The sequence below is a fragment of the Niallia alba genome (genome assembly GCF_012933555.1).
Classification (GTDB): Bacteria; Bacillota; Bacilli; order Bacillales; family Cytobacillaceae; genus Niallia; species Niallia alba.
Genome location: NZ_JABBPK010000001.1, coordinates 4,013,960 through 4,038,186, shown reverse-complemented (window position 1 = coordinate 4,038,186; position 24,227 = coordinate 4,013,960). Strand labels below are relative to the sequence as shown.

General features: G+C 36.2%; 24 protein-coding genes and 1 tRNA gene. 20 read left to right on the top strand and 5 right to left on the bottom strand.

Features of this window, described 5'->3' with window-relative positions; all coding sequences use genetic code 11:
* Positions 1–34 precede the first annotated feature (34 nt).
* The 6 genes from hisB (at position 35) to HHU08_RS19340 (ending at position 5,290) form a co-directional block, all read left to right on the top strand.
* On the top strand, positions 35–622 hold the full coding sequence (hisB, locus tag HHU08_RS19365) for an imidazoleglycerol-phosphate dehydratase HisB (RefSeq protein WP_169189074.1): 588 nt from the start codon (positions 35–37) through the stop codon (positions 620–622).
* Complete coding sequence (gene hisH / locus HHU08_RS19360; protein ID WP_169189073.1) at positions 623–1,246, top strand: imidazole glycerol phosphate synthase subunit HisH; 624 nt, start codon at positions 623–625, stop codon at positions 1,244–1,246.
* A gap of 5 nt (positions 1,247–1,251) precedes the next feature.
* Entirely contained in the window at positions 1,252–1,980 is a 729-nt protein-coding gene (gene hisA / locus HHU08_RS19355) for a 1-(5-phosphoribosyl)-5-[(5-phosphoribosylamino)methylideneamino]imidazole-4-carboxamide isomerase (protein ID WP_169189072.1), read from the top strand.
* A gap of 50 nt (positions 1,981–2,030) precedes the next feature.
* Positions 2,031–2,789, top strand: a complete 759-nt coding sequence (hisF, locus tag HHU08_RS19350) for an imidazole glycerol phosphate synthase subunit HisF (protein WP_169189071.1) — start codon at positions 2,031–2,033, stop codon at positions 2,787–2,789.
* Entirely contained in the window at positions 2,786–3,430 is a 645-nt protein-coding gene (gene hisIE / locus HHU08_RS19345) for a bifunctional phosphoribosyl-AMP cyclohydrolase/phosphoribosyl-ATP diphosphatase HisIE (protein ID WP_016203876.1), read from the top strand. The genes hisF and hisIE overlap by 4 nt, the downstream gene beginning before the upstream one ends.
* Positions 3,431–3,775: 345 nt before the next feature.
* Positions 3,776–5,290 (top strand): tetratricopeptide repeat protein, encoded by a 1,515-nt coding sequence (locus HHU08_RS19340; RefSeq protein ID WP_169189070.1) that lies wholly within the window; start codon positions 3,776–3,778, stop codon positions 5,288–5,290.
* A gap of 122 nt (positions 5,291–5,412) precedes the next feature.
* Here the strand turns inward: HHU08_RS19340 and HHU08_RS19335 are convergent, their stop codons facing one another.
* Positions 5,413–5,652, bottom strand: a complete 240-nt coding sequence (locus tag HHU08_RS19335) for a hypothetical protein (RefSeq protein WP_169189069.1) — start codon at positions 5,650–5,652, stop codon at positions 5,413–5,415.
* A 146-nt stretch (positions 5,653–5,798) separates the two neighbouring features.
* On the opposite strand from HHU08_RS19335, the gene HHU08_RS19330 reads away from it, so the two are divergent.
* Both HHU08_RS19330 and trxB read left to right on the top strand, forming a co-directional pair.
* Complete coding sequence (locus HHU08_RS19330; RefSeq protein ID WP_169189068.1) at positions 5,799–6,146, top strand: helix-turn-helix domain-containing protein; 348 nt, start codon at positions 5,799–5,801, stop codon at positions 6,144–6,146.
* Between the two features lie 273 nt (positions 6,147–6,419).
* On the top strand, positions 6,420–7,370 hold the full coding sequence (gene trxB, locus HHU08_RS19325; RefSeq protein WP_016203872.1) for a thioredoxin-disulfide reductase: 951 nt from the start codon (positions 6,420–6,422) through the stop codon (positions 7,368–7,370).
* Positions 7,371–7,644: 274 nt separating this feature from the next.
* Here the strand turns inward: trxB and HHU08_RS19320 are convergent, their stop codons facing one another.
* A complete protein-coding gene (locus HHU08_RS19320; protein ID WP_169189066.1) occupies positions 7,645–8,598 on the bottom strand; it encodes a nuclease-related domain-containing protein in 954 nt (317 codons plus the stop codon).
* A 169-nt stretch (positions 8,599–8,767) separates the two neighbouring features.
* On the opposite strand from HHU08_RS19320, the gene HHU08_RS19315 reads away from it, so the two are divergent.
* Genes HHU08_RS19315 through HHU08_RS19305 form a run of 3 tightly spaced genes read left to right on the top strand, consistent with a single transcriptional unit; the run spans position 8,768 to position 11,083 of the window.
* Entirely contained in the window at positions 8,768–9,226 is a 459-nt protein-coding gene (locus HHU08_RS19315) for an NUDIX hydrolase (protein WP_016203870.1), read from the top strand.
* 22 nt (positions 9,227–9,248) lie between these two features.
* Positions 9,249–10,130, top strand: coding sequence for an RNase adapter RapZ (gene rapZ / locus HHU08_RS19310; protein ID WP_016203869.1), 882 nt, complete (start codon positions 9,249–9,251; stop codon positions 10,128–10,130).
* Entirely contained in the window at positions 10,127–11,083 is a 957-nt protein-coding gene (locus HHU08_RS19305; RefSeq protein ID WP_016203868.1) for a gluconeogenesis factor YvcK family protein, read from the top strand. Before rapZ ends, HHU08_RS19305 begins: the two co-directional genes overlap by 4 nt.
* Positions 11,084–11,448: 365 nt before the next feature.
* Here HHU08_RS19305 and HHU08_RS19295 read toward each other — a convergent pair whose 3' ends face one another.
* Complete coding sequence (locus HHU08_RS19295; protein WP_169189064.1) at positions 11,449–12,885, bottom strand: DDE-type integrase/transposase/recombinase; 1,437 nt, start codon at positions 12,883–12,885, stop codon at positions 11,449–11,451.
* A gap of 165 nt (positions 12,886–13,050) precedes the next feature.
* On the opposite strand from HHU08_RS19295, the gene whiA reads away from it, so the two are divergent.
* Positions 13,051–13,995: a DNA-binding protein WhiA gene (gene whiA, locus HHU08_RS19290; protein ID WP_169189063.1), complete on the top strand. Its 945-nt coding sequence runs from the start codon at positions 13,051–13,053 to the stop codon at positions 13,993–13,995.
* Between the two features lie 177 nt (positions 13,996–14,172).
* Positions 14,173–14,421 carry an HPr family phosphocarrier protein gene (locus tag HHU08_RS19285; protein WP_016205510.1) on the top strand — a complete coding sequence of 83 codons (249 nt, stop codon included), beginning with the start codon at positions 14,173–14,175 and terminating at the stop codon, positions 14,419–14,421.
* A gap of 358 nt (positions 14,422–14,779) precedes the next feature.
* Here the strand turns inward: HHU08_RS19285 and clpP are convergent, their stop codons facing one another.
* Positions 14,780–15,385, bottom strand: coding sequence for an ATP-dependent Clp endopeptidase proteolytic subunit ClpP (gene clpP / locus HHU08_RS19280; RefSeq protein ID WP_101729262.1), 606 nt, complete (start codon positions 15,383–15,385; stop codon positions 14,780–14,782).
* A 340-nt stretch (positions 15,386–15,725) separates the two neighbouring features.
* Between clpP and HHU08_RS19275 the strand changes: the two genes are divergently transcribed.
* Positions 15,726–15,797 (top strand) — tRNA-Arg (locus HHU08_RS19275).
* Positions 15,798–15,890: 93 nt separating this feature from the next.
* Here the strand turns inward: HHU08_RS19275 and HHU08_RS19270 are convergent.
* Positions 15,891–16,385 (bottom strand): cysteine hydrolase family protein, encoded by a 495-nt coding sequence (locus HHU08_RS19270; protein WP_169189062.1) that lies wholly within the window; start codon positions 16,383–16,385, stop codon positions 15,891–15,893.
* A gap of 585 nt (positions 16,386–16,970) precedes the next feature.
* On the opposite strand from HHU08_RS19270, the gene HHU08_RS19265 reads away from it, so the two are divergent.
* The 6 genes from HHU08_RS19265 to eno all read left to right on the top strand — a co-directional run bounded on the left by HHU08_RS19265 (position 16,971) and on the right by eno (position 23,997).
* Complete coding sequence (locus tag HHU08_RS19265; protein ID WP_016203864.1) at positions 16,971–17,987, top strand: sugar-binding transcriptional regulator; 1,017 nt, start codon at positions 16,971–16,973, stop codon at positions 17,985–17,987.
* 54 nt (positions 17,988–18,041) lie between these two features.
* Entirely contained in the window at positions 18,042–19,052 is a 1,011-nt protein-coding gene (gene gap, locus HHU08_RS19260) for a type I glyceraldehyde-3-phosphate dehydrogenase (protein WP_016203863.1), read from the top strand.
* Between the two features lie 112 nt (positions 19,053–19,164).
* Complete coding sequence (locus tag HHU08_RS19255) at positions 19,165–20,349, top strand: phosphoglycerate kinase (protein ID WP_016203862.1); 1,185 nt, start codon at positions 19,165–19,167, stop codon at positions 20,347–20,349.
* A gap of 35 nt (positions 20,350–20,384) precedes the next feature.
* A complete protein-coding gene (tpiA, locus tag HHU08_RS19250; RefSeq protein ID WP_016203861.1) occupies positions 20,385–21,146 on the top strand; it encodes a triose-phosphate isomerase in 762 nt (253 codons plus the stop codon).
* A complete protein-coding gene (gpmI, locus tag HHU08_RS19245) occupies positions 21,139–22,674 on the top strand; it encodes a 2,3-bisphosphoglycerate-independent phosphoglycerate mutase (protein ID WP_169189061.1) in 1,536 nt (511 codons plus the stop codon). The genes tpiA and gpmI overlap by 8 nt, the downstream gene beginning before the upstream one ends.
* A 27-nt stretch (positions 22,675–22,701) precedes the next feature.
* Entirely contained in the window at positions 22,702–23,997 is a 1,296-nt protein-coding gene (eno, locus tag HHU08_RS19240) for a phosphopyruvate hydratase (RefSeq protein WP_016203859.1), read from the top strand.
* Positions 23,998–24,227: the final 230 nt, after the last annotated feature.

Here is a 24,227-nt window from a genome sequence, read left to right as displayed (position 1 = left end):
TCGATTAAAATACCTACATAAAGGGGGAAGAAAAATGGGAAGAACCGCAGCGGTTAGTAGAAAAACAGGAGAAACAAACATTCAGTTATCATTAAATATAGACGGAGAAGGGGTTTCTGAAATCGATACTGGTGTACCGTTTATGAACCACATGCTTGATTTATTTACAAAGCATGGGCAATTTAATTTAACAGTCCAAGCAAATGGAGATATCGAAGTAGATGATCACCATACAACAGAAGATATAGGGATATGCCTCGGAATGGCACTAAAAGATGCTCTAGGAGATAAAAGAGGTATAAAGCGTTATGGAAATAGTTTTGTACCAATGGATGAAACATTAGCACAAGTAGTGATCGATTTAAGTAATAGACCTCACTTAGAATTCCGTGCAGAGTTCCCGAGTGATAAGGTCGGAACATTTGATACAGAACTTGTGCACGAATTTCTTTGGAAATTAGCTTTAGAAGCTAGGATGAATCTTCACGTTATTTTACACTACGGGAAAAATACTCACCATATGATAGAAGCAATCTTTAAAGCATTGGCGCGTGCTTTAGATGAAGCAACGACCATCGACCCTAGAATTAAGGGGATTCCTTCCACGAAGGGAATGCTGTAAATGATCGGGATTATTGATTATGGAATGGGAAATTTGTTCAGTGTTAGCAAGGCATTAGAACGATTGAATGCGCCTTATTTTATTTCAGAGGACAAAGAAGAATTGCTCCAGGCAGATGCATTAATTCTTCCTGGTGTAGGAGCATTTAAAGATGCGATGGAAAAACTGAAGGAAACGGGCTTATCTGAAATGATTCATACATTTGTCGAGAACGGTAAACCTTTATTAGGAATTTGCCTCGGTATGCATTTACTGTTTGAATCAAGTGAAGAGAATGGCTTAAGCGAAGGTTTAAAGTTATTGCCTGGCAAAGTGATACGCTTTTCAGGTATCTCCAAAGATGGTACGGCATATAAGGTACCTCATATGGGGTGGAATAAGCTTCATTTTAAGAAAGACTCATTAGTAACACCTAACATGGATGATGATTTTGTTTATTTTGTGCACTCTTATTATGCAGATACAAAAGAGGAAGTCATTATTGCAAGCTGTTCGTATGACAAAGAAGTTCCAGCAGTAGTAGGACGAAACAATGTATATGGTATGCAGTTTCATCCAGAGAAGAGTAGTAAATTGGGTATGCATTTATTAAGTAACTTTGCGAATCTAATACAGAAAGGATGACCCACATGACCTTTACTTTATACCCTGCTATTGATATGAGGGGCGGAAAGTGTGTCCGTTTGCTTCAAGGAGATTATGAAAAGGAAACAATCTATGGTGATTCTCCTTTTGATATGGCCAAAAGTTTTGTAGAACAAGGAGCAAAATGGATACATATGGTTGACCTTGATGGGGCAAAAGATGGCAAAAGAGTAAATGATCAATTTGTCATTGAAGCAGCTAAAAAATTAGGTGTTCACGTGCAAATCGGCGGCGGCATTAGGCAAGAAGCAGACATTGTTCATTATTTAGAGAATGGTGTAACGCGAGTAATCATTGGAAGTATAGCCGTTTCACAACCAGACTTTGCGATGGAAATGATTCGTAAATATGGGGATGGAATTGCAATTGGAATTGATGCGAAAAATGGTTATGTAGCAACGCATGGATGGCTATCTACTTCTGAGGTGAAGGCTGTGGAGCTTGGGAAACGCTTTGCAGATGCCGGAGCAGAAACTTTTATTTTTACAGATATTGCTACAGATGGAATGCTAAGTGGACCAAATGTTGAGGCGATTGAAGAACTGGCGATCGTAACAAAAAAAGAAGTAATCGCTTCAGGTGGTGTAAGTAGTATGGAGGATTTGAACCGACTAAAGGAAATTTACGTTAAAGGTGTCGGTGGTGCGATTATCGGTAAAGCATTATATGAAAAAAAATTCACACTGCAAGAAGCATTGGAACAAGTGTATTAACAAAGAGAAAGAGACTTTATAGCGAGCTCATGGTGAGAGGGGGTTAAATAATGTTAACGAAGCGAATCATCCCATGTTTGGATGTAAAAGACGGCCGTGTTGTAAAAGGAATCCAATTTGTTCAATTAAGGGATGCGGGTGACCCAGTTGAATTAGCACGCTATTATGATGAACAAGGTGCAGATGAACTCGTGTTTCTTGATATTTCCGCTTCACATGAAGGAAGAAAAACAATGGTAGAAGTCGTAAAGGAAGTTGCTTCCCAGCTTGCTATTCCTTTTACTGTTGGGGGAGGCATTCATTCATTAGAGGATATGAAGAAAATTCTTCGGGCAGGTGCGGATAAGGTATCTTTAAACACAGCAGCCGTGTTAAATCCCTTGTTAATTGAAGAGGGAGCCAATTTTTTTGGTTCTCAATGTATTGTAGTAGCAATTGATGCTAAATACGATATAGAGCTCAGCACATGGCGTGTTTATACACATGGCGGTAGGAATCCTGTAGATAAAGATGTGATTACTTGGGCAAAAGAAGTAGTCGCTCTTGGAGCAGGGGAGATATTATTGACAAGTATGGATTCGGATGGAGAGAAAAGTGGCTTCAACCTAGCTTTGACAAAAGCGGTAAGTGAGGCGGTTTCTGTTCCCGTAATCGCTTCAGGAGGAGCTGGGAATGCCGAGCATTTTGAAGAAGCATTTAAAGAAGGAATGGCCGATGCTGCACTAGCTGCCTCTATTTTTCACTATAAAGAAACATCCGTGCATGAAGTAAAAGAATACTTGAAGGAAAAAGGAGTGCTTGTTAGATGAAAGTAGAGGAATTGAAATATGATGAAAAAGGATTAATTCCTGCTATTGTGCAAGATGCTGCTACGAAAGAAGTGCTAACACTTGCTTATATGAATAAGGAATCCTTAGAGAAATCTTTGCAAACAGGGGAGACATGGTTTTATAGCCGTTCTCGTCAAGAACTTTGGCATAAAGGGGCAACAAGTGGAAATACACAGCAAATTGTAGAAATTAAATATGATTGTGATCAAGATGCTTTAGTAGTATGTGTTAAGCCTAATGGACCAGCTTGTCATAATGGAACCAACAGCTGTTTCGTAGAGAGCGTCTATCAAAATAAGGAAGCAATCGAATCTAATGTTTCAGACTATCAAATTCTCGCAAATCTAGAGAAAATTATAGAAGAAAGAGATATTAACCGCCCTGAAGATACATATACAACGTATTTATTCGAGAAGGGAGTAGATAAAATATTAAAGAAAGTGGGAGAAGAAGCAGCAGAAGTAATTATTGCTGCAAAAAATCGAGATGTAGAAGAACTCAAATGGGAAGCTTCTGATCTGATTTACCATTTATTTGTCTTATTAAGAGAACAAAAATTGCCATTTTCCGATATTTTAAAGGTGTTGGAAGCACGTCATGAAGAAAAGCAAGGGAAGTAAGGGAGAATATTTATTTAATTTATATCTTGGTAAATTTATTATCTGAGGTCAGTGCTCGCTTTTCAGGAGCGAGCACCGAGCCGCTAGAAATACTTTAATCTCATCAAGAATCCTCAATAAGTGAAAGCAATAGTATTTTGCTTCCATACTCTTCCCTAATAACATCCCGTTTTTCTAACGATAGCTAAATATTCTGTTTAAAACCGTACACTTTTTTCCCAAAAGGGCATTGACTCTTCTCCGAATTGTATATAGTATGGTATACTTGTTTGGTTAACAGGAACAATTTATTTTAGCTTGCATTTAACTCTTGCTTTAAAAGGGAACATATATATTGGAGGATTTATGAATAAAAACTCAAATAGAGTACAACCGGTGGGTAAACTTATTACATTTAATCCTACAGGCGAATTTTATTTTAACAAAGGAATTAAGGCATATCATCAAAGAGATTATTATAAATCCCTTAAATATTTGCAAAGAGCACTGGCTTTAGAACCGGGAGAACCAATGATTGCATGTCAGCTTGCAGTCGTATATGCAGATATTGGAGAATATCAAAAATCTAATGAGCTTCTCCATGTTATTATCGAAGAATTAGATGAGGATATGGTTGAGTGTTATTATTTCCTAGCGAATAATTACGCCCATTTGGGATTTTTTAAAGATGCATATTATCATGCAAAACTATATTTAAGCTTGGATAAAGACGGAGAGTTTGTAGAGGACACAGAAGACCTTATGGAGGTTTTATCTCTGGAATCGGATGAGTTGGAGGAAGAGGAAGCCAACGAGGAAGAAGACCTAATTACGAGACAAGAGCAGGCAAGATCATTGCTTGAGTCTGGCAACTTTGCAAAAGCTGTGGAAGTATTAACGAAGGTCATTCAGGATTATCCAGAATATTGGTCTGCTTATAATAATTTAGCGTTAGCTCATTTCTACCTTGGTCAATCGGAAAAGGCTAGTGAGATTTTAGAGCATGTATTAAGCAACAATGTTGGAAACCTACATGCATTATGTAATAAACTTGTATTTGCATATTACCAAAATAATGAAGCTCACGTCAAAGAAATGGCAGCCATTTTAAAGAAAATCAATCCTATTTCAATAGATCATCAATTTAAACTTGGCACTACTTTTGCTTTAATTGGCGAATATGATACTGCTTATTTCTGGTTGAAGAAAATCTATAAACAGGGATTTCAAGGAGACGGTTCTTTTTATTATTGGTTATCCTATGCAGCTTATTACACAGGGAATAAGCAAACGGCAAAAAAAGCTTGGAAAAAAGTAATAGATGAGCATCCTGAGAAAGAAGGGCAAGAGCCTTGGAACAATTTAGAATATAAGATTAGTGGTTTTGAAGAGCATCTTAGTTCTATTTTGAAAAGGTTTGAAAGCAGTCACGTAGAGGAAAGACTGTTTGCTACTTTCTTAACTTCTGTATCTAGTCAAAAGGATAAAATTCTTTCTTCTTCTGCAATACAGCAAAAGAATGTTCTTACGCAAATAGAGAGAGAGTATTTAGCCTTTGTTAAGACTGGTAACGAGATTGAGGATCCATACTTATATGTTGCGCATCATACTGCTGAACAAATTTATACAAATTACCATCCGATTGGTACAGAAGAGACTAGTTTGTATTTATTATGGTTCTCAGCAATCATGGAAATGCAAAGTGCAGGAATGTTATTAAAAAATTGCATTGCTAGTGCAGCGGCTATTGACTATTTATGGAATCAGGCGAAGACGAAAAAGACACAGCAAGAAATTGCTGACCAATATGGGCTTTCTATAACCACTTTACAGAAATATATAAAGTCATTGAAATCCTTTATGCAACCCATCTATAGTTAAGATTCCATCATCTTTGCTGTCTTATGTATTAAAAATGATGACGTATATATAAGCAGTCTGAGTCGTATAGAGTCTAGACTGCTTTTTTTAATGTCAACTAATTAAATAGATGATAAAAAGAGTTATAATGAATCTAATGATACATCTATTTTACGATATAAATACAACCCATTTATTACTGCAAGGATGTTAATGATATGGAGGGTGATTAATTCCATATGGTTAAATATTAATATGGAAGAACCACAAATGATGATACCGAAAAGAAGCATTCCCAATGCAGACCAAATCGGTATTTCCCTTGCCTTTATTCCGCTTAATCCCCCATCTAGAGTGGACGATATCACTCCAATTAACAACATATTATCTCCTCCATTAAAAGTAACGTTAGGAATTAGGACATTTTTCTAAAAGATTGTTGTTTTTTCAATAGAATAAATTAAGAAACAGCCTAAACTAATTAAATATGATGGGGTAACCCCTATATCAATAAAAGGGAGAGTCGAAAATGAAAATTGGGGAGTTCGCAACGTTATTAAATACAACAAAAGAAACGGTACGGCAGTATGAAGAATTAAATTTATTGCAACCTCATAACAAAAAAGATTATGGCGATAAAGAAATTCTCGATTTTCAAGTGGTAAAAGAGCTACAGGAATATGGTTTTTCCTTAAAAGACATCCAGCTAATCTTTTCTTTAAAAGAAGCAGTAGACTGTGGGGATAAACAACTCATTGGTCAAGTTTATCAAATTTTTACAGGTCAATTAGAGAAACTTTTGCAAGAAGAAAAAGAAATACAAGAACGGAGATTGATTATAGAAAATGAGGCAAAGAAATTAAGGGATTTGCTATAGATAATCCTTTATCCCACTCTTACTGTCCATAAAGATCTGATTGGCTCAACTAACCATCAGTAGGGAAGGAAGGAAAACCCCCACTGATGGAAGTTTCACTTTATGATAACTTTTTCCACTTTGAGCAGATTTTTGGACGGATAGGGGATTAGTTTTATAGGATAGTAATAGATAATCATCCTTATAATAAGAAATGGACATTAATTCTTTTATATGAGCGTTAATTTAGTATAATAAATGCATTGGTTAGTTAATGGAAAGGGAGTTTTTGAAATGACGGAAGAAAAAATTTATGATGTTATCATTATTGGGGCTGGCCCAGCTGGAATGACAGCTGCTGTTTATACATCTCGTGCTAATCTTTCTACTTTAATGATTGAAAGAGGAATACCAGGTGGACAAATGGCGAATACAGAAGATGTAGAGAACTTTCCTGGATTTGAAAGTATTTTAGGTCCAGATTTATCTAATAAAATGTTTAATCATGCAAAAAAATTCGGTGCTGAATACGCATATGGCGATATTAAAGAAATAGTGGATGGAAAAGAATATAAAATAGTAAAAGCTGGTTCAAAAGAATTTAAAGCAAGATCCATTATTATTTCTACGGGTGCGGAATATAAAAAAGTCGGAGTCCCAGGTGAAAAAGAATTAGGTGGACGCGGCGTATCTTATTGTGCTGTTTGTGATGGTGCGTTCTTTAAAAACAAGCGTTTATTCGTAATTGGGGGTGGCGATTCAGCCGTAGAAGAAGGTGTATATTTAACTCGCTTTGCTTCCCAAGTTACCATTGTACATCGCCGTGACGAATTGAGAGCACAAAAAATTCTTCAAAAAAGAGCATTTGATAATGAAAAAGTAGACTTTATTTGGAACCATACCATTAAGTCAATCAATGAAAAAGATGGAAAAGTCGGTAGTGTGACACTTGTTTCTACAGTGGATCAAACAGAGCAGGAATTTGAAGCAGATGGCGTGTTTATCTACATTGGCATGGTTCCACTGTCTAAGCCGTTTGAAAGCTTAGGAATTACAAATGAAAATGGATATATTGAAACGAATGATCAAATGGAAACAAAGGTTCCTGGCATCTTTGCAGCTGGTGACATTCGTGAAAAAACACTCCGTCAAATTGTTACCGCAACAGGTGATGGAAGTATCGCTGCGCAAAGTGCTCAGCACTATGTAGAAGAGTTAGCAGAGTCATTAAAAGAAGCGTATTAAAAGTGTCATTCCGTTTTAATTGGAATGTAACAGTAGTGAAACATATTTGGGGTATCATATAAGTAGAAATTGACCCCCTTTTAAGATATATTTTTTGCATAGGCCCAACATGGAGCCTATGCCTTTTTTTGTGGATGTGACCAGATTTTTGTTTTGGCTGATAAGCATTATTTTTCGCGAATAACTGGTATGTTTTAGCGAATACTTTGTTTTTTTCAAGAATTTTAGAGGGAATTTCGCGAATATAGTGTTAAATGACGTAAATACTTTTATTTCATTCCAAAAAATCTTTTGTCGGGTAATAAATTCTTCCTCGATTTTCACCTGTATAAGGTAATTTCATCGAAACAAGAAGTCGATTAGCCGTATCTTTGGAAGAAATATGGACAAATTCACGAAATTCCTTACTAGTAATAGAAGGTTTGATTAAAAGGAAATAATCTTCCACTGCTTTTATATGGGCTTTTTTATCAAATGTGGAACAGGATGGACAAAACCAGTTACGCTTTTTTCTAATCATCGCAAATGCTTTGCAGTGAGGGCACTGAACACCTGTTATAATATCCTTTTTGCTTATATTGTATTTTTCCAATACATTAGTATTATCAGGACTATGATGCTTGCGGAGAAATTTGGAGATTTTACGAAGGCTCTTTTCATCTAGAACATTTCCTTTATATTTTCTTTGTAATTGATCCCATTTTTCAAGAAAACTATGGCTGTGGAGAACATGACTTTTTATCGAGGGATTTCCTTTTATGATAGTAGACGGTTTGGAAATAATAACGATGGGTTCAATAGGAGGAATAGTAAAGTGGCTTTTTCGTAAGAAAGATTCTAATTGCCGCTTTAATCTTTTTACTTGAGAGATTGGATCCAAGTAGCCTTCTTCTTGATTATTTCGAATTCGGGTAAATTGGTTTAAGGTTGTATCAAATAGTAATGTGCCTAAATAGTTTTTACAATCAATAATAATAAAAAAGAAATGTGTCAGTAAGAGATAGTCTATTTGAAAATAAGATTTCCCATCATATAAACGAAGATTATGAATAATAAAGCATTCTTTATCTGGGATAAAATCGAGATAATAGGTTAGTTCCTTTTCTCCTTTATAGCCGCGCAAATGAATAGAAACATCTTTTTGGATGGCCGAATATTTATCTCCGCGTTTTAAGAGTGCTTCTAATTTTCTTAACTTCAAACTTTTTTTAACAAGATTAACATACAAGAAAGCCCACATCCTTATTCTATAGATTATCTAAATTATTCTCTGTAATGAATAAAGAATCCTCCATAATTGGAAAAGGCAATTTATTGTGAGGGCATGACAATAATAGTATAATAAAAGGAATGGTTAAAAGCAGTGCCTACATATAGAGAAAATTGGGGTGAATAATTTGCAACGTGTGACAAATTGTTTGTTACTTAAAGATAATAAAGTCTTATTGCTACAGAAACCAAGACGTGGTTGGTGGGTAGCACCTGGCGGGAAAATGGAGCCTGGAGAATCTGTGAGAGATTCCTGTATTCGCGAATACAGAGAAGAAACAGGTATTTATTTAAGAAATCCTAACATCAAAGGTATATTTACCTTTATTATAAAAGATGGAGATAAGATTATTTCGGAGTGGATGATGTTCACCTTTTTCTCTACGAATGCAGATGGTGTCAATGTAGATGAATCAGCTGAAGGGAAAATTGTCTGGCACGATTTAGATGATGTGAAAAACTTGCCGATGGCTGAAGGCGATTATCATATTTTAGATTACATGATCCATGGTAATGGAATTATCTATGGAACATTTACTTATACACCAGATTTCGAATTAATTAGTTACCGATTAGATCCAAGCTAAAGATTTATTAGGGGGAATTAAAATGAGTGCAAGTGAACCACAAGTCGTAATCATCACAGGAATGTCAGGAGCGGGAAAAACAGTCGTTATCCAAAGCTTTGAAGACTTAGGATTTTTTTGTGTAGATAATTTACCGCCTACACTTTTACCTAAGTTTCTTGAACTTATGAAAGAGTCGGAGAATAAGATGAATAAGGTTGCTCTTGGGATGGATTTACGGGGCAGAGAATTTTTTGATGATTTATTCGCTGCACTAGATGATTTAGCAACTTCCTGGGTTGTACCGAAAATCCTTTTTCTAGATGCTGATGACAGCGCCCTAGTTAGAAGATATAAGGAGACTAGAAGAGTTCATCCCCTTGCACCGTCTGGACTTCCTTTAGAAGGAATTAAATTGGAACGAGAAATGTTAGAAGAGCTCAAAGGGAGAGCGCAAATTATTTATAATACATCTCAAAGCTCTCCAAGGGAACTTAGAGAAAAGATTTTAAAAGAATTCTCTGTTAATAAACAATCCATCTTTACTGTAAATGTGATGAGTTTTGGATTTAAGCATGGACTTCCTATTGATGCAGATTTAGTATTTGATGTGCGTTTTTTACCAAACCCTCATTACGTTGAGCATATGAGACCAAAAACTGGGTTAGATGTCGAGGTATCCAGTTATGTGTTGAAATGGACAGAGACAGGCCAATTTTTAGAAAAGGTAATTGATTTACTAACATTTATGCTGCCTCAATATAAGAGAGAAGGAAAATCACAGCTTGTTATTGCAATTGGCTGTACTGGGGGACAGCATCGGTCTGTTGCATTAGCTGAATATATCGGCCATCACTTTGAAAAAGAATATAATATTGCTATTGCTCACCGTGATATGGAGAGGAGAAAGGACCAACAGGCATGAGTGAAAAGGAACAGCCAAGAATAGTAATCATCGGAGGAGGAACTGGCCTTTCTGTGCTTCTACGTGGACTAAAAAAATATCCAGTAGACATTACGGCAATAGTAACAGTAGCCGATGATGGAGGAAGCTCTGGAAGACTAAGAGAGGATCTTGATATCCCTGCTCCTGGAGATGTTCGCAATGTGTTAGCGGCATTATCCGATGTAGAGCCCTTAGTGGAGGAAATGTTTCAGCATCGATTTACTAATAGTAAAGACTTAGATGGACATTCATTAGGTAATTTAATCTTAGCTGCCATGACTTCCATTACTGGTAATTTTACCTATGCGATTCAAGAAATGAGCAAAGTACTAAATGTTCGTGGTAAAGTATTACCTGCAACTAGTCATAGTGTTATTTTAAATGCATTAATGGAGGATGGAACGGTTGTGGTAGGAGAATCCAGTATTCCGAAGGTTGGGAAGAGAATAAACAAAGTTTTTCTAACCCCAGAGGACTCTGCACCACTTCCTGAAACCATTCATGCTATCGAGCAAGCAGATTTAATTGTAATTGGACCCGGAAGCTTATATACTAGTATCTTGCCAAATTTGGTAGTCCCAGAAATCAAAGAGGCAGTCCGAGAAGCGAAAGCAAAAAAAGTATATGTATGCAATATTATGACACAGGCAGGAGAAACATCCGATTATACGGCAAGTGATCATGTGAAGGCGTTATATGAGCATGTAGAAACACCGTTTATCGACACTATTATCGTGAACAAAACGAACATACCTGCAAATGTACAACAAAGATATGATGAAGAAAAAGCAAAGCCTGTGGTTTTTGATATAAATCGGCTTGAACGAATGGATCTAGATGTAATAGCAGGTGATATCATCAAGCTTGATCAAGGTGTTATTCGCCATAATACAGTAGAAGTGGCGAAGATTCTTTATTCCATTATTGATTGAAGAAAGAATGGCTTTTTAGACAAAGGATATTTACAGGAAATCAAGTTAATAACTGTCTAAAAGCAACGGATTTCATTTAAAGAAATATATTTAAGAAGAACACCTGCTTTTTTCTAGGTAGTGTCAAAACTTCTATGAAAAAGTAACCTGAAGTCTTTTTCTTCTTTCCTTTTTGAAGTGGAGAGGCTCGCAATCGCTCTTGACAAACACACCAATGGTTTGAATTCAGGTTATCAAGGGCGAAGGGGACAAAAGAAGGCATGCCAAATAAGCCCTTGATTTTTTCCATTTTAAACCATTGGCAAGTTCGGTTTGTCAAGAGTTCGCTCCGCCGATTGCTGGTTCAGGGCTCAGCTAAACAAAAGCTAGGTTGTTTGTTCTATAATCCAATCTTGAGCTAATCCAATTAGCTTAGTCCATCTTGCTGGCATATTGGGAAGCTGAAGTAACTCTGGATGAATCACAGGTACTTTTCCTTCTAAGGCTGAATGAGGCCGTAGAAAGTTAAAGTATGCGACAAACAAAGTGACGAAAGAAACAGATCCATGATCAGATCCAAACCCATGAGTCGAGCGATAATTTCCTTTAAACGTTCGATTGAGTCGTTCAATAATTTGCTTGAGTGGTCGGTATTCTGTTGATACTGGATCTTCGTTGGTTAATCCAATGACTTGCTTCACATCAAACGAAATATCATGTTGGGCAAAGAAATGTTGGGCTAATAGGTAAATCGGATTGCCATCTACAATAAACGTGAGGTTTTTAGGGATTTCCTTCATCTTTAGAAGAACCTCATCGATAGCCAGAATGGCTGACTGAGTATCTCGATTAGGAGAAACAGGATAAGACAGAATAATCTTTTTTACGGCATCAAAAAAGAAGAATAAATAATGCCAGCGACCTTTCACTCGAATGTAGGTCTCGTCTCCACAGAATTGATCAGAAAGCTCATAAGGATAATGGTCCACATAAGGTTTAAGCATCAGTGCTACGCTATTTTCGTAATTCAAAATGCTTTGGTGGGAGATGGATACACCATGTACATCCTTCATGAGTGCAGCTGTTTTACGGGCTGACAACCCATAGTTCACATGGTAGGTCAAAATCAGTCCCAATGTATGTGGCGACACATATAGTCTTGATAAATCTAACTTTGGTTTCTGAGGTGAACGCTTCGATAAGGGTTGGTAATCGATACGAAACTGACGGAAAATATAACGCATTTTAAATGCCTGTGGATCCTTTTTAAACTGTTTTTTCTCTTTTGAAGATAGTCCATTTTGTTTCTTTTGGTAATAAGAACAGTCGTTGTTTTTACACTTGAATACATCGAAATCTTTTCTCTCTTTGACCTTTTCAAGCGTTTTAGCACAGTGAGGACATTTTAAAATTGCCTCTTTTGAATAATGATTTTTTTGGTTAAACAAACATGTACACACCTTGCATTGATACTGTCCCTTGTCTCCGTTATTTGCATAAAGAAAATCAGATGGAGCACCACACTTTGGACATTTTATGCTGGAAGGAACAGTTGTTTTTGAATTTGAGTGTCTTCGAACAGGTTTAAGGGGTTTCCCATTTTTCTCCTGATACTCATTCAAAAGAAGTTTATAATCAAACTTTTGTAGGGTTTCGATGATTGGGAGGTCGTCTACCTGTAGTTTTCGATAAGGCTTATTTACAGGTTTTTCTACAGGTTTATCAAACATACTTTTCCCAATCAAAAGAGTGAATAATGTTCGAATAACCTGATCTTGGTAATTAATAAAAGTAAGTAAATAGGTTATAATTTGAGGGTACAACTTGTCACTTCCTATTCTAGGTTGTTGGGTGTGTGGTAACCTCAATTATCCTTAGAATTCAGGGGGTGGCAATTTTTTTGCTCAAAAAGCCCGCTATTATAGGATATAATAACCTATTTCTATATAAAGTTTTGACAATACGTTTTTCTATAAGGGGGGAAGGATATGTCTTTTGCTTCAGAAACAAAAAAAGAATTAACAACAATTGAAGCCAAAAATTGCTGTGGAAAAGCAGAATTATCAGCACTGATTCAAATGAACGGGACACTTTCCTTTTCCAACCAGAGGCTAGTTGTGAATATACAGACAGAGAATGCGGCTATTGCAAGAAGAATTTACACCCTAATAAAAAGGTATTTTGATATACCAGTTGAATTATTAGTTCGCAAAAAGATGCGCTTGAAAAAGAACAATGTTTATATAGTGCGTATTTCCAATCATGGTAAAGAAGTGCTGGAGGAGCTAAGTATTCTTAAAGAAGGTTTCGTGTTTACTCATGAAATCTCTCCAGAGTTAATTAAGAAAAAATGTTGTAAACGATCCTATTTAAGAGGGGCCTTTTTAGCTGGTGGCTCTGTAAACAATCCAGAAACATCTTCATACCATTTAGAAATTGCTTCTTTATACAAAGAACATATCAATGCACTTAGTGATTTAATGAATACATTTGGGTTAAAAAGTAAGACGTTAGAAAGAAAAAAAGGGTTTATTGCTTATTTAAAAGAAGCAGAAAAAATAACCGAATTTCTTAATATTATTGGTGCGCATGGAGCGCTTCTACGTTTCGAAGACATTCGAATTGTTAGAGATATGAGAAATTCAGTAAATCGATTAGTTAATTGCGAAACGGCCAATTTAAATAAAACAATTGGAGCAGCATTAAGGCAAGTCGAGAATATCCGTTATATTGATAAAACGGTTGGGTTACAAATTTTACCTGATAAACTTAGAGAAATTGCAGAACTTCGCGTAGCTTATCAAGATGTTACGTTAAAAGAATTAGGTGAAATGGTATCTTCTGGTAATATTAGCAAATCCGGTATAAATCATCGGTTAAGAAAAATTGATGAAATTGCAGATGCTCTTCGTCGTGGAGAAGCAGTAAAATAATTGGAATGGATAATATATCAAGACAAGGGTATATATTATCCATTTTTTATTGCTACCTAAACTTTATTATCAGAAAAATTCATCTAAACTGAATATTCTTCTCTCTGAATACAGCAAAAAACTCATTTTCCTTGTATAATAGATATATTACTATTTTGATGAAGGGGAGGATGTTCAATGGTGGAACAAGAAATTACTGTAGATTTAAAATCAGGTCTACAAGCGCGACCTGCAGCTTTATTTGTACAAGAGGCTAGCAATTATTTATCAGAAGTATTTATTGAAAAGGACGGAAGGAGAGTAAATGCAAAAAGTATAATGGGGATAATGGGATTAGCCATTAATTCTGGGGCAACAATAAAATTAATTGTTGATGGTAGTGATGAAGTGGAAGCGCTTCAGAATTTAAAAGGGTTGCTAAAGTGAATTTTTTATAAAATATAAAAAAGACTGTTCCAAAGAGGAGGATTTTAGAGGTAATATCCATCTATTCTGAGTGGTTCATTACCTATAAAAATCTAAGACCTTTGTTTGAAACAGTCTTTTTTTTTAAGGCTGTTTTCGTAAAGTTTGTTGCGATTACCCGCAGCCGGAATACACTTCGCTTTCCGTGGGGCTCGCGCTGAGCCTCCTCAGCTTCGCCTCCGGGGTCTCAGACTGTCTCGCTAATCCCACAGGAGTCTACGTGTATTCCGGCTGCTCCATTTTTTCAACTAATTGTTTTTTCGATTGAAAAACAACAATTCTTTAGAAAACAGTCTTTTTCTAATGATTAAGTGATGTTTTATTTATTTTTTTTGTCTTCAAGAGAATTGCGGCTGATAACATGGTCAACTAAACCATATTCTTTAGCAACTTCAGCAGTCATAAAGTTATCGCGTTCTGTATCTCTTGCAATCACATCAATTGGTTGACCTGTACGCTCAGATAAAATACCGTTTAATTTATCACGTAAGAATAAGATACGTTTCGCAGCAATCTCAATTTCAGTTGCTTGACCTTGTGCTCCACCAAGTGGTTGGTGAATCATTACTTCACTATTTGGTAAGGCATAACGCTTGCCTTTTGCACCAGCAGCAAGTAAGAATGCACCCATAGAAGCAGCCATACCAATACAGATTGTTTGAACATCTGGCTTAATATATTGCATAGTATCAAAAATGGCCATTCCAGCAGTAATGCTTCCACCTGGGCTGTTGATATAAATAGATACATCTTTTTCAGGATTTTCTGTTTCTAAAAATAAAAGCTGGGATACGATAGAGTTAGCTACATTATCATCGATAGCACTACCAAGCATGATAATACGGTCTTTTAATAAACGAGAGTAGATATCGTAAGCACGTTCTCCTCTATTTGTTTGCTCAATAACTGTAGGAATTAAATTCATTTAAAATCCTCCTTTTTAATAATCTGTTCGAAAAGCATAAGTATTTGTTTCTTCAGTAAGATGAAAAACATCCAAACTGTATGTATTCCTAATGATACACGGATGGTCAATTAAGGTCAAACATTAAAGCTTGAATAACCCAAAATATCATTCGACATCTTTTTTAGAGATGGGAGAGATATAAGGCTATTAATAATAACCATTCTTTTATTTCGTCTACAATCCTTTCTCCATGATACCCATTGCTCCTTTTTTTAAACATCGTCTATTGCATAAAAAGGGAACTTCGCTTATAATATGAAGGCGTAACTTTCATGTTACAGTACTTTATTTTTATTATGCCCTCGTGGTGCAACGGATAGCACGTAAGATTCCGGTTCTTAAAATGGGGGTTCGATTCCCTCCGAGGGCGCTAATAATGTTTAAAAAAGGTTTTTTGAGTTTTTCGTTTTCCAGGCGATCTCTTAAAAAACCTTTTTTTTGTTGTGTTAATTTCTATGATGTATTATAAAAAAGTTAAAAATCGATTATTCCATAGTTTCTCATGATGCTCAATAATTGTCTTTGCTCCTAGTAAATCATTATTTAGTGTAGTGGTTAGTCCTTTTTTCATATACAAAGAATATCCTAAGCCATGGGCCATTCTAATTGTTGTATCAACACAATATTCCGTTTGTGCTCCACAGATTTCAAGTGTATTTATTTTTAATTCCAATAATTTTGCATTTAAATCAGTATTGTAAAAGGAATTGGCGTGTGTTTTGTTAATGTAAATATCTGTATCCCTTGCGTCTAATTCAGAAAATAAATTCCATTGTTTGGTGTTGAGAATCAATTCTTGGTCATTATGTTGAATAAAAATAATGGGATAATTCAACTCTCTGAAAACTTGAATTCTTTCATTAACGCCCTTAATAACATTATCAAGATTATAGAGGGGGGTATTAGAAGGCTGTACGCCTACTTGTAAGTCAATAACGATTAAAGCTTTATTTTCCATCTCCTATTCTCCTATCCTATAATTTCTTTTCTTCGAAAGGTCTGTTCTGTAGATTTAATTTGAATGAGTGAAGAGATACTTCAAAAATAAGTATGACATAACAGGCACAGCATTGTTATCCCCTAATAAGTTCATCTTATTATTTTTGCTAATCTAGAAAAAAGATGAAGAGAAATGAAACTTATAGGTTGATGAATAAGATGAAGGATTTCAAAATTAATAGAAGAATATCATTTATATTTCTTCCTTATTATTCTGAAATAAAGTATCAGATTTATATAAAAATGTTTCATATACTTTAATTACTTCTATTTCTACTTCTACGGAGAAACCAATAAAACTATTTCAGAAAAAACGAGAAAAATTGATGGATAATAATTAATTTTTTCCAAATAGTAAGAAAAGAAAGAACGACACTTTTTCGTCAAATTTTACAAAAAATAGACACATATCAGTTGAATTCATACTATACTGGTGTTAGAATTGTTCTTGTAGCAGGGAAGTTATTTTTTTTGTAGTATCCGGGACGTAAAATGTCTATGCGGGACTTCTGACGACCACTGTAAGTGAAGGAGCGCAACAAGCATGGTTTCATTTATTGAGATTCAAAAAAGATTATTACCTGATTTACTTACAGTTATGCAAAAAAGGTACTATATTCTTCAATATATTAAGAATATGCAGCCTGTCGGAAGAAGAAGTCTGGCAGTGAGCCTAGGACTGACCGAAAGAGTCTTGAGAAGTGAAGTCGAGTTTTTAAAAGATCAGCAGCTTATACATATTTCAAACATCGGCATGACAGTCACTTCAATAGGGGAAGAAGTGTTGGAAAGTCTTTCTAGTGTAATGAGAGAAGTAACGGGTATTAACGAAATGGAGCAGCTATTGCAAAAAAAACTTGGCATTAGCCGGGTTATTATCGTGGCTGGAGACAGTGATCATTCTCCATGGGTAAAAAAAGAATTAGGACTTGCGACAGCAAATTGTATGAAATCTCTTCTAAAAGGAAATAATATCATCGCAGTTACTGGTGGGACTACTATGTCTTCCGTTGCTGAAGCGCTAACGCCTAGTATTGCTGATGGCGAATTATTATTTGTTCCTGCTCGTGGCGGAATAGGAGAAGATGTCAAAAATCAGGCGAATACAATTTGTTCGATGATGGCAGACCATACATCATCAAAACATCGAGTTTTATATGCTCCAGATGAGGTCAGTGAAGAGGTGTACAAAAGCATTTCTACAGATCCTCGTATAAGTGAAGTATTAAAACTTATTCGTTCAGCAAATCTTCTAGTTCATGGGATTGGCGAGGCGCTTACAATGGCAAATCGCAGAAATACTAGCAAACATGATCTAGAAAAAATTAAAAATGCAGAAGCTGTTGGTGAAGCATTTGGGTACTACTTTAATGAAGAGGGAGAGGTTGTCCATAAGGTTCAAACAATTGGCCTGCGACTGGAAGACTTATCTTCTGTACCTAGTATTATTGCTGTAGCTGGTGGAGCATCAAAATCAAAGGCTATACGGGCTTATTTTAAAGAAGCACCGCCTTCAACTATTTTAATAACAGATGAAGGAGCCGCTAAAAAGTTGATATAATGGGTAATCCCTTTATATATTTAATACTCTTAAAATTAGAGGAGGAAATTTACAATGACAGTAAAAGTAGGTATTAACGGTTTTGGACGTATCGGACGTTTAGCATTCAGAAAAATCATGGAAAACCCAGAATTAGAAGTGGTTGCAATCAATGATTTAACTGATACTAAAATGCTAGCACATCTTTTAAAATATGATTCATCTCAAGGAACTTTCCAAGGTGAGATTGAAGTTCACGAAGGTTACTTCTTAGTAAACGGTCAAAAAGTTGTTACAACTGCTGAAAGAAACCCAGCTGACCTTAAATGGGGAGAACTTGGTGTAGATACAGTTATCGAATCTACTGGTTTCTTCACAACTAAAGAAAAAGCAGAAGCTCACATTCAAGCAGGTGCTAAAAATGTAGTAATCTCTGCTCCAGCTACTGGCGAAATGAAAACAGTTGTTTATAATGTAAACCATGAAATTCTTGATGGAACTGAAACAGTTATCTCTGGTGCTTCTTGTACTACTAACTGTCTTGCTCCAATGGCACAAGTTCTTCAAAGCAAATACGGAATCGTATCTGGTTTAATGACTACAATTCATGCTTACACTGGCGACCAAAACACTTTAGATGCTCCACATCCAAAAGGTGACTTCCGTCGTGCTCGTGCAGCTGCTGAAAATATTATTCCAAACTCAACTGGTGCTGCTAAAGCAATCGGTTTAGTATTACCTGAACTTCAAGGTAAATTAGACGGTGCTGCTCAACGTGTTCCAGTAAAAACTGGTTCATTAACAGAGCTTGTTACTGTTCTTGATAAAAAAGTTACAGTTGAAGAAGTTAATGCTGCAATGAAAGAAGCTGCTAACGAATCTTTCGGTTACACAGAAGAAGAGCTTGTTTCTTCTGATATTATTGGAAGTAGCTATGGTTCATTATTTGATGCAACTCAAACAAAAGTTATCACTGTTGGTGATCAACAACTTGTTAAAACTGTTGCTTGGTATGACAACGAAATGTCTTACACTAACCAATTAGTAAGAACTGTTAAGCACTTTGCACAGCTTGCAACAAAATAATTTCCCTTTTCAAATGGAATTTTGTGCGAGTTAATAAGCACCCCCTTTAATCAAACAGCGGAAACAATTTTGTTTCCGCTCTTTTAAAAATATGCAGTGGAGGGTACCTATAATGAACAAGAAAACAATTCGTGATATCGATTTAAAAGGGAAAAAAGCTTTTGTACGTGTTGACTTTAACGTACCAATGAAAGATCAACAAATCACTGACGAAACAAGAATTCAAGCTGCACTTCCAACTATTAAAGAATTAGTTGAGAGTGGTGCAATTGTCATTCTTGCAAGTCACTTAGGACGTCCAAAAGGCGAAGTAGTAGAAGAGTTACGATTAACTCCTGTAGCAAAACGTCTTTCTGAACTACTAGGTAAAGAAGTTGCTAAAGCAGATGAATCTTATGGTGAAGCTGTTAAAGCACAAATTAGCAAGTTATCTGAAGGTGATGTAATCCTTCTTGAAAACGTACGTTTCAATGCTGGTGAAGAAAAAAATGATGCAGAATTAGCAAAACAATATGCAGAGCTTGCAGATGTATTTGTAAATGATGCATTTGGTGCTGCACACCGTGCGCATGCTTCTACAGAAGGAATTGCTCATCATATTCCAGCTGTATCTGGATTATTAATGCAAAAAGAACTAGATGTTCTTGGCAAAGCTTTATCAAATCCTGATCGCCCATTTACTGCTATTATTGGTGGGGCAAAAGTTAAGGATAAAATTGGTGTAATTGAAAACCTTCTTGATAAAGTGGATAACTTAATCATTGGCGGAGGCTTAGCTTATACTTTCGTTAAAGCACTTGGTCATGAAGTTGGTCAATCATTATTAGAAGAAGATAAAATTGAACTTGCTAAATCTTATATGGATAAAGCAAAAGAAAAAGGCGTTAAATTCTATATGCCTGTTGATGTAACAGTTGCAGATGATTTCTCAAACGATGCTAACATCAAAACCGTTTCTATCGAAGAAATTCCATCTGATTGGGAAGCATTAGATATCGGACCTAAAACACGTGAAATCTATGCAGATGTTATTAAAAGTTCTAAATTAGTAATTTGGAATGGGCCAATGGGTGTTTTCGAATTAGATGCATTCGCTACAGGTACAAAAGCAGTAGCTGAAGCACTTGCTGAATCTCAAGATACATATTCCGTAATCGGTGGTGGAGATTCTGCAGCAGCAGTTGAAAAATTTGATTTAGCGGATAAAATGAGTCACATTTCTACTGGTGGCGGTGCTTCATTAGAATTCATGGAAGGTAAAGAACTTCCAGGTGTAGTGGCATTAAACGACAAATAATATCTTTATAGATATGCATGAAAGGATGTATAACCATGCGCAAACCAATTATTGCAGGTAACTGGAAAATGAACAAAACGCTTCCTGAAGCGGTTGAGTTTGTTCAAGAAGTAAAAGCTTCTGTTCCATCAAGTGAAAAAGTGGATACAGTTGTTTGTGCTCCTGCGTTATTTTTAGGACAATTAGTAGAATTAACAGATGGCACAGATGTGAAAATCGGTGCACAAAATATGCATTTCGAAAAAAATGGTGCATTTACTGGTGAAATCAGCCCAGTAGCATTAGAAAATATCGGTGCAAAATATGTAGTACTTGGTCATTCAGAACGTCGTGAGTTCTTTAACGAAACAGATGAGTCTGTTAACAAGAAGACAATCGCTGCATTTGAAAATGGTTTAACTCCAATTGTTTGTTGTGGTGAAACACTAGAGCAAAGAGAGAACGGCGAAACAAATGACTTTGTTGCAACTCAAGTAACAAAAGCGCTTAACGGCTTAACTCCAGAACAAGCAAAAGCAACAGTTGTTGCATATGAGCCAATCTGGGCAATTGGAACTGGTAAATCTTCTACTTCTGCAGATGCAAACGAAGTATGTGCACATATCCGTAAAGTAGTAAGTGAGCAATTCTCTCCAGAAGTTGCTGAACATATCCGTATTCAATACGGCGGTAGCGTTAAGCCTGAGAACATTAAAGAATATATGGCACAGCCAGATATTGACGGAGCATTAGTAGGTGGGGCTAGCCTAGAGGCTCAAAGCTTTTTAGCTTTATTGGAGGCAGGTAAGAATGAGTAAATCTCCAGTAGCTTTAATCATTTTAGATGGTTTTGCTTTAAGAAGCGAACGCATGGGAAATGCAGTAGCACAAGCAAATAAGCCTAATTTCGATAAATATTGGAACGCTTATCCTCATGCTACTTTAGTAGCTAGCGGGGAAGCTGTTGGTCTTCCAGAAGGACAAATGGGTAACTCTGAAGTTGGACATTTGAATATCGGTGCCGGCCGGATCGTATATCAAAGTTTGACTAGAGTAAATGTTTCTATCAGAGAAGGCGAATTTTACAAAAACGAAACTTTCGTTAATGCAATGAAGCATGTAAAAGAAAAAGGCAAAAATCTACACCTATTTGGATTATTATCTGATGGTGGAGTTCATAGCCATATTGAACATATGTATGCACTTCTTCGTCTAGCAAAAGAAGAAGGAATCGAAAATGTATATATTCATGGAATCTTAGATGGCCGAGACGTCGGTCAAAAGACTGCTGAAAAATACATTAAAGCTACACAAGAAAAAATCGCTGAATACGGTGTAGGTGAATTTGCTACGATTTCTGGACGCTACTATTCAATGGATAGAGATAAACGTTGGGATCGTGTAGAAAAATCATATCGTGCAATGGTATATGGAGAAGGACCAGTATATTCTGATCCATTACAAGTAGTAGAAGATAACTACAATAACGGAATCTTTGATGAGTTCGTACTTCCATCCGTAATCACAAAAGAAAACGGTGAGCCTGTTGCGACAATTAAAGATGAAGATGCTGTTATTTTCTATAACTTCCGTCCAGACCGTGCGATCCAAATTTCTAATACTTTCACAAATGAAGACTTCCGTTCATTCGATCGTGGAGAAAAACATCCAAAAAATCTTTACTTTGTATGTTTAACTCATTTTAGTGAAACAGTAAATGGGTATGTTGCATTCAAGCCAACAAACTTGGATAACACATTAGGTGAAGTCCTTTCACAAAATGGGTTGACTCAACTTCGTATCGCTGAAACAGAAAAGTATCCACATGTTACTTTCTTTATGAGCGGTGGACGTGAAGCAGAGTTCCCTGGTGAAAAACGTATCTTAATCAATTCACCAAAAGTGGCAACTTATGATTTACAACCTGAAATGAGTGCGTATGAAGTAACAGATGCACTATTGAAGGAAATTGAAGCAGATAATTTTGATGCAATCATTCTAAACTTCGCTAATCCTGATATGGTTGGGCACTCCGGAATGCTTGAGCCAACAATCAAAGCGATTGAAACAGTTGATGAATGTTTAGGAAAAATTATCACTTTAATTGAACAAAAAGGTGGTAAAGCAATTATCACAGCTGACCATGGTAATTCAGATGAAGTGGTAACACTTGATGGAACACCGATGACAGCACATACAACAAATCCAGTTCCTGTAATCGTAACAGATAAAAATGCTGAATTACGTACAGATGGTATTTTAGGAGATCTTGCTCCTACTATGTTAGATTTATTAGGACTTGATAAACCAGCAGAAATGACTGGAACATCTATTATTAAAAAATAAGTAATAAAATTAAAGGAGAGAATAAATATGCCTTATATTCAACAAGTTTATGCTCGTGAAGTATTAGATTCACGTGGTAACCCAACAGTAGAAGTAGAAGTATTAACTGAATCAGGATTCTTTGGTCGCGCACTAGTTCCATCTGGTGCTTCAACTGGTGAATACGAAGCAGTTGAATTACGTGATGGTGACAAATCTCGTTACCTTGGTAAAGGTGTTCTTAAAGCAGTAGAAAACGTAAACGAAGTAATTGCTGAAGCAATTATCGGTATGGACGTTACTGATCAAGTTGGAATCGACAGAACAATGATCGAGCTTGATGGAACAGAAAACAAAGGTAAATTAGGTGCTAACGCAATCCTAGGTGTATCTATGGCTGTTGCACATGCTGCTGCTGAAGTAGTAGGTCTTCCATTATACCGTTACCTTGGTGGATTCAATGCTAAACAATTACCAACTCCAATGATGAACATCATCAACGGTGGTTCACACGCTGATAACAACGTAGATTTCCAAGAATTCATGATCTTACCAGTAGGAGCTCCAACTTTCAAAGAAGCTCTACGTACTGGTGCTGAAGTATTCCACGCATTAAAAGCAGTTCTTTCTGCTAAAGGCTTAAACACTGCTGTTGGTGACGAAGGTGGATTCGCTCCAAACCTTGGTTCTAACCGTGAAGCATTAGAAGTAATCATTGAAGCAATCAAAAAAGCTGGATACGAGCCAGGTAAAGACGTATTCTTAGGTATGGACGTTGCTTCTTCTGAGTTCTATAACAAAGAAACTGGTAAATACGATCTTGCAGGAGAAGGCCGTACTGGTTTAACTTCTGAAGAATTAGTAAGCTTCTATGAAGAATTAGTTAGCGAATTCCCAATCATCTCTATTGAAGATGGTTTAGATGAAAACGACTGGGAAGGTCACAAATTATTAACAGACCGTATCGGTTCAAAAGTTCAATTAGTAGGTGACGATTTATTCGTTACAAACACTAAAAAATTAGCTGAAGGTATCGAAAAAGGAATTGCAAACTCAATCCTTATCAAAGTTAACCAAATTGGTACTTTAACTGAAACTTTCGAAGCTATCGAAATGGCTAAACGTGCTGGTTACACAGCAGTAGTTTCTCACCGTTCTGGTGAAACAGAAGATGCTACAATCGCTGACATCGCTGTTGCTACTAACGCTGGCCAAATCAAAACTGGTTCATTATCTCGTACAGACCGTATTGCTAAATACAACCAACTTCTTCGCATCGAAGACGAGCTTGGCGAGTTAGCAGTATACGATGGTCTTAAATCTTTCTACAACCTAAAAAAATAATTGAAGTTAAGGATTCCTTAACTTGATTGCACTCTAGCTTTAGGAGATTTCCTATAAGCTAGAGTGTTTTTTTATTAATAGTGAAGGAAGAGGGGAAAGAAGAGCATCATCATTCCTCTGTGACCGAGAGCAAGAGAAACAGCAGGAAAAGGTAACAGAGAACAAACTAGCAAAGATCATCCCTTAATCAAGAGAGTTCTCTCTATTACCTACCATCAAAAAATACATTC

What these genes read in the sequence shown, in the direction of transcription:
- HHU08_RS19285 (WP_016205510.1), top strand. Translation starts at nt 14,173, where the DNA reads ATGGTGGAACAAGAAATTACTGTAGATTTAAAATCAGGTCTACAAGCG.
- HHU08_RS19305 (WP_016203868.1), top strand. Translation starts at nt 10,127, where the DNA reads ATGAGTGAAAAGGAACAGCCAAGAATAGTAATCATCGGAGGAGGAACT.
- hisH (WP_169189073.1), top strand. Translation starts at nt 623, where the DNA reads ATGATCGGGATTATTGATTATGGAATGGGAAATTTGTTCAGTGTTAGC.
- hisIE (WP_016203876.1), top strand. Translation starts at nt 2,786, where the DNA reads ATGAAAGTAGAGGAATTGAAATATGATGAAAAAGGATTAATTCCTGCT.
- HHU08_RS19335 (WP_169189069.1), bottom strand. Translation starts at nt 5,652, where the DNA reads ATGTTGTTAATTGGAGTGATATCGTCCACTCTAGATGGGGGATTAAGC.
- eno (WP_016203859.1), top strand. Translation starts at nt 22,702, where the DNA reads ATGCCTTATATTCAACAAGTTTATGCTCGTGAAGTATTAGATTCACGT.
- rapZ (WP_016203869.1), top strand. Translation starts at nt 9,249, where the DNA reads ATGAGTGCAAGTGAACCACAAGTCGTAATCATCACAGGAATGTCAGGA.
- trxB (WP_016203872.1), top strand. Translation starts at nt 6,420, where the DNA reads ATGACGGAAGAAAAAATTTATGATGTTATCATTATTGGGGCTGGCCCA.
- HHU08_RS19255 (WP_016203862.1), top strand. Translation starts at nt 19,165, where the DNA reads ATGAACAAGAAAACAATTCGTGATATCGATTTAAAAGGGAAAAAAGCT.
- hisF (WP_169189071.1), top strand. Translation starts at nt 2,031, where the DNA reads ATGTTAACGAAGCGAATCATCCCATGTTTGGATGTAAAAGACGGCCGT.
- gpmI (WP_169189061.1), top strand. Translation starts at nt 21,139, where the DNA reads ATGAGTAAATCTCCAGTAGCTTTAATCATTTTAGATGGTTTTGCTTTA.
- clpP (WP_101729262.1), bottom strand. Translation starts at nt 15,385, where the DNA reads ATGAATTTAATTCCTACAGTTATTGAGCAAACAAATAGAGGAGAACGT.
- hisA (WP_169189072.1), top strand. Translation starts at nt 1,252, where the DNA reads ATGACCTTTACTTTATACCCTGCTATTGATATGAGGGGCGGAAAGTGT.
- tpiA (WP_016203861.1), top strand. Translation starts at nt 20,385, where the DNA reads ATGCGCAAACCAATTATTGCAGGTAACTGGAAAATGAACAAAACGCTT.
- hisB (WP_169189074.1), top strand. Translation starts at nt 35, where the DNA reads ATGGGAAGAACCGCAGCGGTTAGTAGAAAAACAGGAGAAACAAACATT.
- HHU08_RS19340 (WP_169189070.1), top strand. Translation starts at nt 3,776, where the DNA reads ATGAATAAAAACTCAAATAGAGTACAACCGGTGGGTAAACTTATTACA.
- HHU08_RS19270 (WP_169189062.1), bottom strand. Translation starts at nt 16,385, where the DNA reads ATGGAAAATAAAGCTTTAATCGTTATTGACTTACAAGTAGGCGTACAG.
- whiA (WP_169189063.1), top strand. Translation starts at nt 13,051, where the DNA reads ATGTCTTTTGCTTCAGAAACAAAAAAAGAATTAACAACAATTGAAGCC.
- HHU08_RS19330 (WP_169189068.1), top strand. Translation starts at nt 5,799, where the DNA reads ATGAAAATTGGGGAGTTCGCAACGTTATTAAATACAACAAAAGAAACG.
- HHU08_RS19265 (WP_016203864.1), top strand. Translation starts at nt 16,971, where the DNA reads ATGGTTTCATTTATTGAGATTCAAAAAAGATTATTACCTGATTTACTT.
- gap (WP_016203863.1), top strand. Translation starts at nt 18,042, where the DNA reads ATGACAGTAAAAGTAGGTATTAACGGTTTTGGACGTATCGGACGTTTA.